Source organism: Arthrobacter sp. Soil764 (genome assembly GCF_001428075.1).
Lineage (GTDB): Bacteria > Actinomycetota > Actinomycetes > Actinomycetales > Micrococcaceae > Arthrobacter.
In genome coordinates this window covers 1-14,957 of record NZ_LMSI01000015.1, presented here as the reverse complement: position 1 = coordinate 14,957, position 14,957 = coordinate 1, and the positions used below count along the sequence as shown (strand labels likewise).

Annotated in this window: 18 protein-coding genes; 12 read left to right on the top strand and 6 right to left on the bottom strand. The window is 66.4% G+C overall.

The window, feature by feature from the left end; genetic code table 11:
• Both ASG86_RS09665 and ASG86_RS09660 read right to left on the bottom strand, forming a co-directional pair.
• Positions 1-723: DUF222 domain-containing protein (locus tag ASG86_RS09665; protein ID WP_156386168.1), on the bottom strand; the 723-nt coding region annotated here is incomplete at its 3' end.
• Positions 724-915: 192 nt separating this feature from the next.
• Positions 916-2,277 (bottom strand): DUF445 domain-containing protein, encoded by a 1,362-nt coding sequence (locus ASG86_RS09660; protein WP_082566741.1) that lies wholly within the window; start codon positions 2,275-2,277, stop codon positions 916-918.
• A gap of 49 nt (positions 2,278-2,326) precedes the next feature.
• Here ASG86_RS09660 and ASG86_RS09655 point away from each other — a divergent pair, with 49 nt between their 5' ends.
• The 7 genes from ASG86_RS09655 to ASG86_RS20165 all read left to right on the top strand — a co-directional run bounded on the left by ASG86_RS09655 (position 2,327) and on the right by ASG86_RS20165 (position 7,289).
• Positions 2,327-3,226: a glycerophosphodiester phosphodiesterase gene (locus ASG86_RS09655; protein WP_056333169.1), complete on the top strand. Its 900-nt coding sequence runs from the start codon at positions 2,327-2,329 to the stop codon at positions 3,224-3,226.
• Between the two features lie 7 nt (positions 3,227-3,233).
• The gene (locus ASG86_RS09650) at positions 3,234-4,667 is read left to right on the top strand and encodes a CoA transferase (RefSeq protein ID WP_056333167.1); all 1,434 of its coding nucleotides are present in this window, start codon (positions 3,234-3,236) and stop codon (positions 4,665-4,667) included.
• Positions 4,668-4,801: 134 nt separating this feature from the next.
• Positions 4,802-5,332 (top strand): DoxX family protein, encoded by a 531-nt coding sequence (locus tag ASG86_RS09645; protein ID WP_442854297.1) that lies wholly within the window; start codon positions 4,802-4,804, stop codon positions 5,330-5,332.
• The gene (locus tag ASG86_RS09640) at positions 5,329-6,132 is read left to right on the top strand and encodes an AzlC family ABC transporter permease (RefSeq protein ID WP_056333164.1); all 804 of its coding nucleotides are present in this window, start codon (positions 5,329-5,331) and stop codon (positions 6,130-6,132) included. Before ASG86_RS09645 ends, ASG86_RS09640 begins: the two co-directional genes overlap by 4 nt.
• Entirely contained in the window at positions 6,129-6,440 is a 312-nt protein-coding gene (locus tag ASG86_RS09635; protein ID WP_056333162.1) for an AzlD domain-containing protein, read from the top strand. Before ASG86_RS09640 ends, ASG86_RS09635 begins: the two co-directional genes overlap by 4 nt.
• A 113-nt stretch (positions 6,441-6,553) precedes the next feature.
• Positions 6,554-6,811, top strand: coding sequence for a hypothetical protein (locus tag ASG86_RS09630; RefSeq protein ID WP_056333159.1), 258 nt, complete (start codon positions 6,554-6,556; stop codon positions 6,809-6,811).
• An 82-nt stretch (positions 6,812-6,893) separates the two neighbouring features.
• Positions 6,894-7,289 carry a hypothetical protein gene (locus ASG86_RS20165; RefSeq protein ID WP_082566740.1) on the top strand — a complete coding sequence of 132 codons (396 nt, stop codon included), beginning with the start codon at positions 6,894-6,896 and terminating at the stop codon, positions 7,287-7,289.
• A gap of 63 nt (positions 7,290-7,352) precedes the next feature.
• Here the strand turns inward: ASG86_RS20165 and ASG86_RS09620 are convergent, their stop codons facing one another.
• On the bottom strand, positions 7,353-7,577 hold the full coding sequence (locus ASG86_RS09620) for a hypothetical protein (protein ID WP_056333154.1): 225 nt from the start codon (positions 7,575-7,577) through the stop codon (positions 7,353-7,355).
• 98 nt (positions 7,578-7,675) lie between these two features.
• Entirely contained in the window at positions 7,676-8,335 is a 660-nt protein-coding gene (locus ASG86_RS09615) for a TetR/AcrR family transcriptional regulator (RefSeq protein ID WP_056333153.1), read from the bottom strand.
• A 124-nt stretch (positions 8,336-8,459) separates the two neighbouring features.
• On the opposite strand from ASG86_RS09615, the gene ASG86_RS09610 reads away from it, so the two are divergent.
• From ASG86_RS09610 to ASG86_RS09590, 5 genes are all read left to right on the top strand, one after another.
• Positions 8,460-8,783, top strand: coding sequence for a thiamine-binding protein (locus tag ASG86_RS09610; protein ID WP_056333150.1), 324 nt, complete (start codon positions 8,460-8,462; stop codon positions 8,781-8,783).
• 72 nt (positions 8,784-8,855) lie between these two features.
• On the top strand, positions 8,856-9,548 hold the full coding sequence (locus ASG86_RS09605) for an O-methyltransferase (protein WP_056333174.1): 693 nt from the start codon (positions 8,856-8,858) through the stop codon (positions 9,546-9,548).
• Between the two features lie 52 nt (positions 9,549-9,600).
• Positions 9,601-10,689, top strand: coding sequence for an acyl-CoA/acyl-ACP dehydrogenase (locus ASG86_RS09600; protein ID WP_056333148.1), 1,089 nt, complete (start codon positions 9,601-9,603; stop codon positions 10,687-10,689).
• The gene (locus tag ASG86_RS09595) at positions 10,683-12,065 is read left to right on the top strand and encodes a bifunctional PIG-L family deacetylase/class I SAM-dependent methyltransferase (protein ID WP_056333145.1); all 1,383 of its coding nucleotides are present in this window, start codon (positions 10,683-10,685) and stop codon (positions 12,063-12,065) included. The genes ASG86_RS09600 and ASG86_RS09595 overlap by 7 nt, the downstream gene beginning before the upstream one ends.
• A gap of 38 nt (positions 12,066-12,103) precedes the next feature.
• A complete protein-coding gene (locus ASG86_RS09590; RefSeq protein WP_235565157.1) occupies positions 12,104-12,856 on the top strand; it encodes a glycosyltransferase in 753 nt (250 codons plus the stop codon).
• Positions 12,857-12,956: 100 nt separating this feature from the next.
• Here the strand turns inward: ASG86_RS09590 and ASG86_RS09585 are convergent, their stop codons facing one another.
• Together ASG86_RS09585 and ASG86_RS09580 are read right to left on the bottom strand one after the other, a co-directional pair.
• On the bottom strand, positions 12,957-13,214 hold the full coding sequence (locus ASG86_RS09585; protein ID WP_056333140.1) for a hypothetical protein: 258 nt from the start codon (positions 13,212-13,214) through the stop codon (positions 12,957-12,959).
• Between the two features lie 326 nt (positions 13,215-13,540).
• Positions 13,541-14,749: a YihY/virulence factor BrkB family protein gene (locus tag ASG86_RS09580; RefSeq protein ID WP_056333137.1), complete on the bottom strand. Its 1,209-nt coding sequence runs from the start codon at positions 14,747-14,749 to the stop codon at positions 13,541-13,543.
• Between the last annotated feature and the right edge of the window lie 208 nt (positions 14,750-14,957).

Sequence of the window (14,957 nt, the reverse complement as noted above, 5' to 3'; positions counted from 1 at the left end):
GGCGCAGGCGGTGTCGCCGGGGAGGTGGAGGGAGATCCAGGCCATGCCGTCGCGGTCCGGGGTGTATTCCATCCGGCGGTCCGCGACGCCCTTGGCGTGCCGCTTGTCCAGGGTTTCCGGGTGGTGGCGTTCGCGCCAGGTGCGGACCTTGACCCGGAACCGGGAGGGCACGAGTTCACCGGGTGCGGCGCCGCGGGGAGGGTTGGGTGCGTCGGGGTCGAAGAAGTGGGCCACGAGGGCGGCCGCGCCGTCGGGGGGGAGGCCTTCGGTTTCGTCGGCAACAATTTTGGCGTGCTGCCAGGACAGGTCCCCGGCGGCCAAAGCCTCCAGGACGGGCGGCAGGGTACACACCCGGCGGGATTGCTCCACGAACGCCCCGGCGGCGCCGGAGCTGATGGTCAGGACCCCTGCGATTTCCTCCACTGCCGACATCTCCGCGTAGGTGCGCTCCCGCACCGGGGCGTCCGGGGCGAGCATCGCGTGCTGGATCTCAACGGTCTGGGCAACATCGCGGGCTTCGACGGCGGCCAGCTGTGCCTTCAAACGGGACACAACCTCCAGCCGTTCCAGCCGGAGCTCGTACCGCCGCTGCAACACATCCACACCGGCACCCACACCAACCCCGGAATCCAGGAAATTATCCTCGCGGTCCAGCGCATCAAGGGCAGCAACGGAGGCATGAACGCCCTCTAAAACCACCCCACCACCGCTGCTGATATCCATACGAACATCATCCATCGAGGCACTGACATTCAAACGTGGAGACTAACCCGCCCCAGCCAGGCCTCAGCCCAGGCGCCGCGAGCACCCCAAGCCCGTCCCGCCGTCGTCCGTCTTTTCGCTGTGAAAAGTTCCTTTTCGCGCCGCAACTATCCGCTGCGAAAGCCCGCAGGCGCAGCGGCAAAAGCCTACGAATTACCCAAAGAGCAGGTGCGCCACAGTGAAGATCGCCAGTCCCGCCAAGGACCCCACCACGGTGCCGTTGATCCGGATGAACTGCAGGTCCTTGCCCACCTGGAGCTCGATCTTCTGGGACGTTTCCTCGGCATCCCAGCGCGCCACGGTGTCCGTGATGACCCCGGCGATGTCCGAACGGTAGGTCCGGACGAGGTAGCCCGCAGCGTCGCCGATCCAGGCATTGACCTTCCCGGCCAGTTCCGGGTCCTCGACCAGCCGCGAGCCGAAATCGCGCACCGCTGCCTTGAATTTGATGGTGAGTTCGCTGTCCGGATCATCCACGGCGCCCAGCAGGGCGTTCTTGACCGTGCCCCACGTCCGGGAGGCGAGTTCGCGTACTTCCGGGTCACCCAGCACCTGCGCCTTGATGTCTTCGGCGCGCGCAATCATCGCGGGATCATGCTGGAGGTCCTGGGCCAGGTCGTTGAGGTACTTGTCGATCGACTGCCGCACCTGGTGCCGGGGGTCCGCCTGGACAGCCCGCACAAACTTCAGGATCTCGATGTAGACCTTGTCACCCACCAGCCCGTCCACGAACTGCGGAACCCAGGTGGGGGAGCGGTCGGACACCAGATGGGTAACCGTATCGTGGTTGTCGTCCACCCAGTCCGCCGCCCGGTCCACCAGCAGGTCCACTAGCGTGTGATGGTGCCCGTCATGGAAGATGCGCTCCGCAAGCCTGCCCACCGGAGGCCCCCACGGCGGCGTGAGCAGGTGCTTGCGCACCATGCCCTCGATGACGGCCTGGACGTCGTCGTCATTCAGCACCTTGAAAGCGCCGCGGATGACGGCAGCGCCCTCCTTGGCCACCCGGTCGGCGCCGCCGGGGGCGGCAAGCCACTCACCTGCCCGGCGTGCGATGTTGACGCTCGCCAGCTTGTCCTGGACCACCTGCTCAGAGAGGAAATTGGTCTCCACGAACTCGCCCAGCGAGGCGCCGATCTGGTCCTTCCGGCGAGGGATGATGGCGGTGTGGGGGATCTTGATGCCCATGGGGTACTTGAACAGGGCCGTCACGGCGAACCAGTCCGCCAGCGCGCCCACCATACCGCCCTCGGCCGCTGCGCGCACGTACTGCAGCCAGGGATATTCCTTCTGCAGCGCGAACGCAAAGACAAAGACTACGGCCATGGCAATCAGCAGGCTCAGCGCCAGCAGCTTCATCTTCCGCAGCGCTGCCGCCTTTTCGGCGTCATCGGCACCGGGCTGGCGGCGTACGACGGCGTCTGCCGCCTTGGTGTCCTGCCCCACCTGCTGCGGGGCTTGGGTGGGGGCTTCCTGCGTGGTTGGCCCAGTAGTTGCCTCAGAGTTCACCTGCATGTGCCAAGCCTAGCCCCGAAGGCGGGAGCCGGTCGGCTACCGTGTGTCCATGACAACTGACGAGTCAGTGCCCCAGCGGCCGCTGGTCTTTGCCCATCGTGGGGCAAGCGGCGCCTACGCCGAACACACCAGAGCCGCCTACCTGCAGGCGTTGGCCGACGGGGCCGACGGGGTGGAGTGCGATGTCCACCTCACCCGGGACCAGCACGTGGTCCTGCTCCACGACGCCAACCTGGACCGGACCTCGGACGGGACCGGGCCGGTTGCCGAACGGACCCTGCGCGAGCTGCACCAGCTGGATTTCTCCTCCTGGAAGGGTGTCCGCATCCCCGAAGCGTATGGGGCGCGGTCGGAGCAACTCCTCACCCTCCCGGAACTGCTGGACATCCTCCGCGGCGCCGGCCGGCCGGTAAAACTCGCCATCGAGCTGAAGCACCCGAGCCCGTACCAGCTCAAACTGGAGGACCGGGTGCTGGAGGTGCTTCGCAGCGAGGGCTGGGACCCGCAAAGCTCCACCGTGGACAACGTGGCCGTCACCTTCATGAGTTTCAGCCCGGACTCCGTCCGCCATCTGCTTGAGTCCGTACCGCAGCAGTACATCTGCCAGCTCGTTGACGACCTCACCATCCACGAGATCCGCGGCGGGCTCGGCCTGGGTCCCATCACGGGCAGCGCCGTGGCCAACCTGATGAAAGCCACGCAGCTGGAGGGTGAGCGGATCCTGGATGACCGGGAGGTAGGCATGGCCGGGCCTGGCATCGAGTACGTCCGTGAGCGGCCAGAAACCGTGCGCCGCTGGCTGGACTCCGGCCGGCGCTTCCGGGTGTGGACGGTGGATTCCCCGGAGGACGTGGCGCTCTGCCAGGAATTGGGCATCCAAGAGATCACCACCAACGTACCGGGCCGTGTCCTGGACCAGCTCCACGCGGCCTCGACGCAGGGAAAGTAGCGCGGACATGGACGCCGCCGGTCGGCATTCGTCAGGGCCGTACTCGTCCGGCCGACATTCGCCTGGCGCATATTCCCCGCGCCGCTGGTGGGCGGGGCCGCTCGACGTCGAAGGCCTTGCCCTGCACTCCGTGGCAGCCGCCGCGGAGGCGCTGAACCTGTACGTGCGCACGCCTGGCCGTTTCAGCACCACATCCGGGCTCACCGCGGCTGCCTTTGATTCCTTCGGAGCCCTGCGGATTGCCGGACGCAAACCGCAGGGCTTCGCACCCCTGTCGGGCTTCCGGCAGACGGGCGATGGCTGGGTCAGGCTCCACGCGAACTATCCGCACCACGAGCAGCGGCTGCTGCAGGCGCTCGGCACCAGCTCTGCGGAAGGGGCTGAACAGGCCCTTCTTTCCATGACCGCGCTGGAGGCCGAGGCCGCCATCCAAGGCCAGGGCGGGATTGCTGCCGCCGTCAGGACCCGCGGCGAATGGCTGGGCTCGGAGATGGGGCGGGCGGCGGGCGCGGGGCCATGGGCGACAGTGGAATTCGCCGACGGCACCAGAGCGGGTTGGGGGCTGCAGGATTTTGCAGCGGCAACCGGCAGGACAGCCAACGGCAAGGACGGAGGCAACGGCAAAGAACGCAAGGATGACGACGGCGGCGACGGCCTGCCGCTCGAGGGAATCCGGATCCTGGACCTGACCCGGGTGATCGCAGGGCCCGTGGCCACCCGACTGCTGGCGGCACTCGGAGCTGACGTCCTCCGGATCGATCCGCCGGCCTTTCCTGAAATCGAAGACCAGTTCGTGGACACGGCCTTTGGCAAGCGCAGCGCGGAGGCCGATCTGGGGCTTCCGCAGAACCAGCGCAGCCTCAAGCAGCTCCTTGCGGGTGCCGATGTCCTGGTCACCGGCTACCGGCACGGCGCCCTGGACCGTTTCGGCCTCAATCCGCGCGAACTGCTGGCATCGCATCCAAGGCTGGTGGTGGTCACCCTGGACAGCTGGGGGAGTGCCGGGCCTTGGAGCGGCCTGCGGGGTTTTGACAGCATCGTCCAGGCAGCCTGCGGAATCGCACACCTGTACGGGAAGGACAATGACGACGGCGGGTGGCGCCCGGGTGCCCTGCCGGTCCAGGCGCTGGACCATGCCACAGGGTACGGGGTGGCTGCGGCTGCCGTCCGGTTCCTGGACGGACGACGGGAGACGGGGATGGGTGGGTCCGCGCATCTGTCCCTGGCCCGCACTGCCGAGGAACTGTTTTCGCTTACCTCGAAAAATGAGCCAAGCAACACAAAAAGCCCGGCACAACTGCCCGAGCCCCACTACAAGTCCATGGACAGCACCTACGGGGAGCTTCGTTATGTAGGCCCACCGTTGCTGGCAGGGAGCCGGCCGGTGGACTACCTGTCCCCGCCGCCGCCGTATGCAAGTTCGTCGCCCGCCTGGCTCTGAACGGAGCCGGGCGTGAAGGACGTCGGAAGGAGGGACCTCTGCGCGGGGGACACAACCAGCCGCCTCCCTTCGTGGCCCGTTCTGCCTCTAACGGCGGTTTCCAGCCACCGCCGCGGCTGTGATTGAGTGGTTCCATGTCTTTTCCCTGGTCCGGCCCTGCTGGAAACGGCCTGGCCGCGCCGGTCTTGTCCCTGCACGGCCTGGCCGTCCAGAACCTGTCCGCAGCCGCCATGGGAGCCCTGCTGCTGGCCAGCGCGGGCAAGCATTTCAGGGATCCCGGCTTTTACCGTGACGTAGTTCCGGGATACCTGTGCCGCCGGGATCCGGAACCCGGCGCGGATCAAAGCGCGGGCGCCAATCATTCACTGGCCATCCTGTCCCGGGACGAATGGATCGCCGTGAGCGGCCTGCTTGAGCTGGCAGCCGCCGTCGGCATCCTCCTCCCGCCTACCCGGAAACTGACCGCCACCGCCCTCACCGCGATGTTCACCGCATTCCTGGCCGGGCACGTCGACGCCCCGGTGAGGGCTTACGGCCCGCAGGGGACACCTGGACGGCGGAAGATCCACACCATACGGCTGCCCCTCCAGGCGCCGCTGATCCTCTGGGCCTGGAGCCTGCGGAAGCCCGTGCAGCGCGCACCCCAACCGGGAGGCGTGGGGTGAAACTGCTGGCCTCGCCGGCGGTCAGGGTGGGCATCTCCATCAGCATTGCCACCGGCCTTTACGGGGTGTCCTTCGGGGCGCTCGCAGTGACCTCAGGGCTCGACATCTGGCAGACCATGGCACTGAGCCTGCTCCTCTTCAGCGGGGGCTCGCAGTTCGCGTTCATCGGAGTGGTGGCAGGCGGCGGTTCCGGCATTGCCGCCATGAGCGCGGCAACCCTCCTGGGTATGCGCAACGGCATTTACGGCATGCAGCTGAACGCCCTGCTGCGGCCCAGCGGATGGCGCAAGTACGTGGGCGCGCAGCTGACCATCGACGAATCGACTGCCACCAGCACCGGCCAGACGGACCCGGCAGAGCAGCGGCGCGGGTTCTGGACTGCCGGGGTTGGCGTCTACGTGCTGTGGAACCTCTTCACGGCCGTGGGTGCGCTCGCGGGGAGTGGATGGGGCGATCCCAAGCAGTGGGGGCTCGACGGCGCCGCTGTGGCCGCTTTCCTGGCATTGCTCTGGCCGCGCCTCAAGGGCCGGGAGCCTATCGCCATCGCGGTGGTGTGTGCCCTGGCCACGGTTGTGGCCGTTCCCTTCGTGCCTGCCGGAGTGCCCATCCTGGTGGCTGCCCTGGTGGCCGCGCTGGTGGGCTGGTTCAGCCACGGCCGCAGCGATGAAGGCCTTGAGCCGGACATCGAGCCGTACGGCGGGCACCACTCCGGCGGTCATTCAGGCCATCATCAGGACCAAACCGGCGCCCGTTCCGGTGCGGAGCGGGCAGAAGGCAAGGACCCGGGGGCAGGCGCATGAGCCTCTGGTTCTGGTTGCTCCTTGCCTGCGCACTGGCCTACGGCTGGAAAATCGTGGGGTACTTTGTGCCCGCCCGGTTCCTCGAGGACCCCCGCACATCCCGGATTGCAGGGACCATGACCATCGGCCTGCTCGCCTCCCTGACCGTGGTGAACGCTGTGGTGTCGGGCCAGGGGCTCGCCGCGGACGCAAGGCTGGGGGCGCTTGCTGCGGCCGCAATCGCACTGATATTCCGCGCACCTTTCCTGGTGGTGGTCATAGCCGGCGCCGGCACCGCGGCCCTGCTGAGGGCGCTGGGCTGGAGCTGATTTAGCAGGCAACTGCATAAATTGGTGACGTAAGTCACGTCTCTGGCCGTACGGCGGTTGTACTATGAAATCGGCTTATGCAGTTGGCCATGGCATTCCTATGAACGGCGACCATGGAAAATCAGCTGCATCCTGCTAAAGGCTTGGTGGGCAAGCCCCGCCACAAGGACGCCCGACGACGGGCCGGCCTCCCAGCCAAACGCTTTTTCAAACGCTTTTCCGGCCTTTCGGACGTACCGGAAGAGGACCTGGATGTTCTTTCCCAAAGGCTCCGGGAGGCGTTCGACCTGGACCCGTCGTCGTCCGTTCCAGTCCTGCAGGCCCTGGTGCGCCAGGAGATCCGCAAGCGGGCAGACGCAGGCAACGCCTAGCGGCCCAGCATCCAGGGTGCCATGTGTGGTGGACTGGAGGAGATGCAGCCCACACCAGGCGGCCACCAAAGGAGGAATCGAGATGGACGAACAATCGCGGCCTGTCGAGCCGCAGGACGGCCAAGGCACCGAGGAGACCGGAGAGCGCGCCAGCGAAGCGCATGGCGCTGGAGTACCTGCTGCAGAGCAGACCGGGAAGCAGCGGATCGCCTACCTGGACCCCCGGGGCTCCGAATCAACGCGTGAACTGCGGGACACCGCACGCCGGCGCCGGGATGCCGAGGAGAAACTCCAGCAGCACTTGATGGAGGCCAAGCACCACGTCCCCAACGAGTTCCATGAGCACCACGGCCACGAAGAGCAGGGCCATGAAGAGCCGGGCCACGAACATCAGGGACATAGGCAGCAGGCAACTGAACAGGCCCAGCCTGGCACCCATGGCGGGAACCAGGCTCAAGAAACCGGAGAAAACTCCTGACAGCCGGGCAGCGTCGGCCGGCTGTCAGGGGTTCGATAGGAGCAGGGGTTCGATAAGAGTTGGCTAAGCCACCCCGTGGGCGGCACTGCCGGGCGCGACGGTCCTGCGGCAGCTTTCTTCCACACCCATCTCGTACCACACCTGCGCGCCGAACTCAGGCTCAGGGGTATCAAGGTTCTGGTACAGGGCGTCAAGCAATTGGACGAGCTCCCCGGTTGTCAGCGTAGGCAGGACTTCTTCAGGCCCCCGGGGATCGTTGAGGTACTGGAGTAGTTTTGAGCTGTTCATCGCAGCGTGCCCGTTACAGGGCGGATACGCACGAAATTATGCATGGTTCGGCTCCATCTCGGAATATTCGAGGCTGGCTGCCTAACCCCGCTCTGAGTTTATTGCACCTGCTGTGTGCCGACAATGGTGCCGGCCGGGGTGCCGGCTGCTGCAGCCGGGACGGGCACCAGTACGGGAAGCGGGCGTGAAGGACGGACGGTGCGGATGGCGTCCTCGACCAGCGCCAGCGGGCGGCGCCACGCGTCAGAACCCGGTTCCATCGTGTCCACTACGCCAATCAGCATGGCGAGCAGCCGGAACATGTCCGTCATGGAGATGTCCGCGCGCAGGCTTCCCTGGCCTTGCCCGCGTACCAAAAGGACACTGATGGAATCCATCAGGGATCCAGTGATTCCCGTGAGGAGTTCCCGCCGGCCGGCCACGGCGCACAGCAGGTTGGCGTCGTCGCTTGCGGCGGCCATCAGGGCCTCGAGAACGCGCAGCAGGCCGGCAGCGGCGTCGATATCGGCCAGGGCGCCGTCCATGACGGGGTCCACGGTCAGCCGGAGCTGCCGGTTCAGTGCTGCCAGGACCAGTTCTTCCTTGTCCGCGAAGTTACGGAACAGCGTTGCCGGGCCCACACCCGCGGTGGTGGCGATGGTCTGGAGCGGCACTTCCGGACCGAACTCCCGGAAACACTGGCGCGCCGCCGTGATGATCTTGTCCACGTTCCGCGCTGCGTCTGCACGGAGGGGCTTTCGGGCGACTGCGAGGCTCATGCCCAAAAGGTTAGCAACGGAGCCCCGGGCCAACACGGTTACTGCAGGGTAGGGGGTTATGTGACGGCGGGCAGGACGTCCGTGCGTCTGCGGACGTCCCAGGCCGCATGCGAAACTGGGTTGCATGTTGCTTGCATTTTCTGTTGCTCCCTCTGGCGTTCCCAGCGAAGGTTCCAGGCCGAACGATGCGTCCGTCCACGACGCCGTTGCAGCCGCCGTCAAGATCGTCCGTGAGTCGGGGCTGCCCAACCAGACGGATTCCATGTTCACCACCATTGAGGGTGAGTGGGATGAGGTGTTCGACGTCGTAAAGCGCGCCACCGAGGCAGTGGGCCGCTACGGCAGCCGGGTCTCACTGGTGATCAAGGCCGACATCAGGCCGGGATACAGCGGCGAGCTGTCGGCAAAAGTGGATCGCCTCGAGGGCGCATTGGCGCAGGATTCCTAGCCTGCGCGGAGTGGCTGAAGAAGGGGCCGAAAGTGTCTGGACCCCCGGAACGCCGCATGCCAAACTGTGGCCATGTTCGAGCACAGCCCCCGGCCGGAGTGGATTGCCACTGAGGAGTTTTTGTCCCGCACTGTGGTGCATCCGGACGAAGCCGTCCAGCAGGCCATCCACACTGCGGTTGACGCCGGGATGCCGGCCATTGAGGTGGCACCGAACGCCGGCAAGCTCCTGAAGCTGCTGGTCCAGGTCTCCGGCGCCCGGCGCATCCTGGAGATCGGGACCCTGGCGGGCTACAGCACCATCTGGATGGGCCGCGGGCTTCCGCACAACGGCAAGCTTGTCACGTGCGAATACCTTCCCCAGCACGCAGAGGTGGCGTGGGCCAACATCGACGCTGCCGGCCTGGGTGAAAGGGTGGAGATCCGCCTGGGCCCTGCGCTGGAAACCCTGGCTGCCCTCGAGGAGGAGGAAAGGGAGCCGTTCGACTTCATCTTCATCGACGCCGACAAGCAAAACAACAGCCGCTACCTTGACTGGGCTGTCAGGCTGGGCAGGCCGGGTGCCGTCGTCGTCCTGGACAACACGGTCTGGGAAGGCGCCATCCTGAATCCGGACATGGATCCGGTGAACGCGCCGGGCATTATCGACGCCCTCAAGCTGCTCGGCGACCATCCGAGGTTGGATGCCACCGTAATCCAGACCGTCGGCTCCAAGGGCTGGGACGGGTTCGCGCTGGCGCGCATCCTCCCGCAGAACAGTAAGTAAGCTGTGGAGATGCGTCCGGTGCCGTGCCGGACATCTTCGATGGAGGGTTTTCTTGCCAGCGGTACCCGGTCCCGTGCTCCTAAACCCCGCCTCATCTGATCCCTCCCCATGGATTTCGCTCCCTGATTCAGTCGCCGCCGCCGCCGGCGACGTGCCCGCCCTGCTGGCCTTGGCCGTTGAGGCCGGGCGGACGTGGCCGCGCCCCGGTGAAGGCCGCACCGCCCTCCTATGGGAGCTCCTGGCTTCTGTGGCCGCCACCGACGTGGCCGCAGCCCGCGTACTTGAGCCGCACCTCGACGCCACCGCGATTCTTGCCCAGGCAGCCCAAGCGTTTCCCGCCGGCCAATCTGCGCCGGACGGTACGGGGGAAGCGGCATGGGGAGTGTTCGCCGCCGAGGGGCCCGGTGCCAGGCTCGAGGCGAAAGCCTCTGCCGCAGGAGTGACCCTCAGCGGGTCCAAACCATGGTGTTCATTGGCCGGGGCCCTGGACTGCGCCGTGGTCACCGCCCACACGGACGACGGCGGCAGGGCGGCTTTTGCGGTCAGCCTGCGCCACTCCGGAGTGGCTTGTGAGGATCCGGAATGGATTGCGCGGGGGCTCCAGGAGATCCCCAGCGGTACAGTCCACTTCGACCAGGTCCCGGCGATCCCGTTGGGTGGAACCGGTTGGTACCACAGCCGGCCAGGCTTCGCCTGGGGTGGAATGGGTGTCGCTGCCTGCTGGCTGGGTGGAGCAGTGGGGGTGGCGCGGGACTTCCGAAGCGGCCTGCTGGCGGGGGCCGATGCCGGACGGCAGCCCGACCAAGTGGCACTTGCGGCGCTCGGCGAGGTGGACCGTACACTCACCGCCGCCCTGCAGTATCTCGCCCGGACCGCAGCGGGCATCGATGATGGGACCCTCGGCTCCGCCGGCACCCACAGCACGTGGAGCGAAGCCCAGCGGGTCCGCGGAACGGTTGCAGCCGCCGTCGAACGCGTCCTTTCCCTGGTGGGTTCCAACCTGGGTCCGGGGCCGCTTGCCTTTGACGGGCCATACGCCAAGCGAATGGCTGACCTGGCACTCTACGTCCGGCAGCACCATGGCGCACGGGACGATGCCCAATTGGGCCGCCTGGCGCTCAAAGGGGACTGCCCGTGGTGACCTTTTCGCACGCCGACCAGGGGACAGGTGAGGCCGCCTGGGCCGGCAGCGGACTGGCTGCTGCACCCGAGCTGCCGCTCGATCCCGCCGAACTGGCCGCGATGCGCTTCGTGGTCCTGGCAGCGCATCCGGACGACGAGACACTCGGGGCCGGTGGGCTGATGGCCGCCTTGGTGGCCCTGGGAGCGGAGGTGGAAGTCCTGCTCTGCACAGCAGGGGAGGGCTCGCACCCCGAATCGACCACCACCACCCCTGAGCAGTTGGCCCAAACCCGGGTCGCCGAGTTTTCAGCGGCCTTGGCCGCCCTGGGCCTGGCAGACTGCTGGACGTTCCTTGGCTTGCCGGACCGCGCACTTGGAGGGCATACAGAAGCCATTTCCCGGGCTGTCCGGGAGGCGGCCCGAAGGCTTTCCGGCGATCCGGACCGGCTGGTACTCGTTGCGCCGTACCGGGCTGACGGGCACGGTGACCATGAGGCACTGGGTGCGGCCGCGGCAGAGGTTGCACGGCAGGACGGCCACGCACTGCTGGAATACCCCATCTGGTTCTGGCACTGGGCCACGCCCCAGGACCTGCACTGGCGTTCGTGGCTGCGGTTCCACCTGGATGAACCGGCCCGCAGCGCCAAGGAACGGGCCATGGCAGAGCACGCGACCCAGGTGCGGCCGCTCTCACCCCTGCCCGGCGACGAGGCGCTGCTCAGCGGGCCATTCCTGGCGCACTTCTCGCGCCCCTATGAGGTCTTCGCCTGGACGCCCGCTCGCAGTGCATCCGGCAGGCTGCATTCAAGCGGTGATGCCGAACTGGTCTTTGACGGCGTGCACGGCGGATCCACAGATCCCTGGAACTACGCGGGGAGCTGGTACGAGCAGCGCAAGCGTGCCCTGACCCTTGCTGCCCTCCCGGAGGAATCCTACGAACGCGGCCTGGAGGTGGGCTGCTCCATCGGGACGTTGACGCTGGACTTGGCCACCAGGTGCCACAACATGCTGGCGGTGGATGCCAGCGGAACCGCGGTCCGTCAGGCCAGGCAGCACCTTGACGGCGTTCCCGGGATCCGGGTTGACCAATGCGTCGTCCCCGACGCCTGGCCGGGCGGAGCTTTTGACCTGGTGGTGGTTTCCGAGATTGGTTACTACCTGTCCCGGGAGGAGCTGGCCCGCCTGTGGAACCGGATTGAGGCATCCCTGGATCCAGGCGGAACCCTGGTCCTGTGCCACTGGCGGCATCCGATTGCCGGATGGGAACTCGACGGCGACACGGTTCACGCGCTGGCCCGGCAACGGCTGGGCTGGCGTACCGCGGGGCTGTACCAGGAACGTGACTTCGTTTTGGAACTCCTGGTGGCACCCGGCCATAAGGCGGCGGCGTTATGACACCGCCGGCTTCAGGGGCACCTAAGGATCCGGTTCCGGTGGCGGGTGCGGACGGTATTCAACACGTTGCCGTGGTGATTCCCGCGCACAACGAGGAGCAGCACCTGGAAGATGCGCTCGGGGCAGTCCGCGTCGCGGCGGATCGCGTGCGGGGGGAGTGGCCCGGTGTTGGCGTGCAGATTGTGCTTGTGCTGGACCGCTGCACCGATAGTTCGGCTGCGGTGGCTGCGGCCGTCGCGGGGGAGGACCCGCGGTGCCTGGTGCTGCCCCTCAGTTTCCGGAGTGTGGGAAAGAGCAGGCGGGCCGGGGTCCGGGCCGCCCTGAAGAACGCCACGGAGTCCATGTGTGACGGCGAAGCGGCCGCAATTGTTCCGATGCGGCATGTCTGGGTGGCCAACACGGACGCCGATTCCTGCGTCCCGGAGAACTGGCTGGTGCGCCAACTGGAACTGGCCGCCGGCGGCGCTGATGCTGTTCTTGGCTCAGTGGAACCTGATGGCTACGGGATGCACCACCAACTCCTTGCCCGATGGCATGCCCGGCATCTTCCAACCGAGAACCACCCCCATGTGTACGGTGCCAACCTCGGAGTCCGCGCCTCGTCCTACGTTGCAGCAGGCGGCTTCCCCGGGGTCGACTTCGACGAAGACCGTGGGCTGGTGGACCGGCTTCGAAGCAGCGGGGCACGGCTGGTGGCCACCGACACTGTCCGGGTCATCACCTCCGGAAGGACCGTGGGACGGGCGCCGCGGGGGTTCGCCGCATACCTCCTGGCCCTCGCTGCCCCGTAGCCGCGGACGCAGGGCCTGGCCGGGCACAATACGGGGGATGCAAAAAGGGCTGCTGCCTTGCGGCAACAGCCCTTCCGGTGTGGCTTTGGGTCCTGCGCTCTTATACCAAGTCCGGGGCGCTGGCCACGATGTAATCCGCGGCGGCAGGTCCGGTCATGGAGAGGTTATTGCTGTCCGGGTTGATGCCAGCGTCCTGCAGGGCTTCCCAGAGGGCGGCCGGTTGCTGGAGTTCTGCCTTGTGCAGGAGGCACCAACTGGTGTAGAGGCCGTACAGCTCGTCGCGTCCGAGGCCCAGTCCGGGCTCCCTGTCCGGGACAACTGCTTCGGCAAGAAACTGTTCAAAATGGGTAGCAGGCATGTCCGCTCATAAGGGTCGACCGTGATGCCGCCGTCTGCTTCAGCGGACCTCGCCGGTCTCCAACGGATCCCGGCGAGGTATTCAAGAAAGTATTGCAGTTCTCCGCATTTTGTCCAGTTACGGCCAACAATGGGGGAGTTTGAGGGGGGCCGACGGCGACTGGGGGGACTGGCCTCGGTCTCAGAAGAGGCCATCTCACCGCCGACCCCGCATTGCCCCGGGAATGTGAACAACCCGGGAAACTTCAACAGGACCTTCAAGATGAATTTTCCTCCATCCTGAAGGTCCTGCCTAGTCCCAGTTACTGCCAAGCCTGCACCTGCCGGCTAAGCCCTCCCTCTGGGCCGGCCGCCGTCGTCGGACTCTCCGTTGGCCGCACGGTGCTGGACCTTCTCGCGGACCCGGTCGCGGTGCGGCTCACGGTGATCCTCACTGCTCTGCCCGTCCTGGCTTTCGCCGTCGTCCTGGCCGTTCTCCGCGCTGTACTTCTCACGCAGCTCCCGGCCGTGCTTGACGTCTTCCTCGATCTGCTGCTGCAGCTTCTCGCTCTTCTTGGTGTCCCGCGGCGGCAGCTGGATGGTTTCTTCCGCCTCGATACCCGCCTGGAGTTGACGGCCGCGCTCCACTTCGGCGTCGAACTCAGCACCAAAGAGCAGCGACATGTTCAGGATCCAGAGCCACAGCAGCATGACGATGACACCACCCAGGGTGCCGTACGTCTTGTTGTAGTTTCCGAAGTTGCCCACGTAGAACCCGAAACCCACTGAGGCCAGCAGGAAGACGAACAGTGCGATGCCCGACCCCATGCTCATCCACTTGAACTTGGGCTGCTTGACGTTGGGGGTTGCGTAGTAGAGGACCGCGATAATCGCGATGATAAGCACGATCATGACCGGCCACTTGGCGATGTTCCAGATGGTGAGGAAGACGCCACTAAGCCCGATCAGTCCCCCAACCGCCTCAGCAACGGGGCCGCTGAGGACGAGCATGCCGGCGAGGATGGCAACAATGACCACGGCCAGGAGGGTGACGGCCAGCATGGTCCCGCGGAGCTTGACGAACGCACGGCCTTCATCCACCTCGTAGACCCGGTTCATGGCCCGCCCAAAAGCGCCCACGTACCCGGAGGCGGACCAGAGCGCGGTGGCAAGGCCGATGACCAGGGTGAATCCTGCCGCTGGGGCGCTTGCCAGGTCCTGCACCACCCCGCCTATGGTGCCAACAGTCTCGGCCGGGACAAAACCGCTGACGATTTTCAGGAGCGCGTCGGTGGTCTTCTGCGGGTCACCAAAGAGCCCTATCAGGGACACGAGCGCCAGGATGGCCGGGAACAGCGACAGGACCGCGTAATACGTCAGGGCTGCTGCCAGATCGGGGCACTGGTCCTTGCTGAACTCCCGGAGAGTCCTCTTGAGGATGTATTTCCAGTTTGGCTTGTCCAGGTCCCTAGGGCTGCCGGGTTTCCTTGAGTCATTCGGATCCGGAGCCTGGCCCGCCTTGGCGGTGCTGGTCTCGGAGTTGTCGTGAGTGGCCATGGGGCGTCCTCTCAATCAGGGGCGAAGCGAACAGGCCGGCCCGCGGGTGGCGGTGCCGGCCTGTCGATCAGAACTGTTGCCTTGCGAGCCGCGATGGGCTGTTTAGGTGTTTTGGACGTTGTCTTTGGCGTCGGTGGCGCGGTCCTTGACGTCGGCGGCGGCCATTTGGCCTTCGGTTTTGACGTTTTGGGCGGCGTCGGTGGCGGTT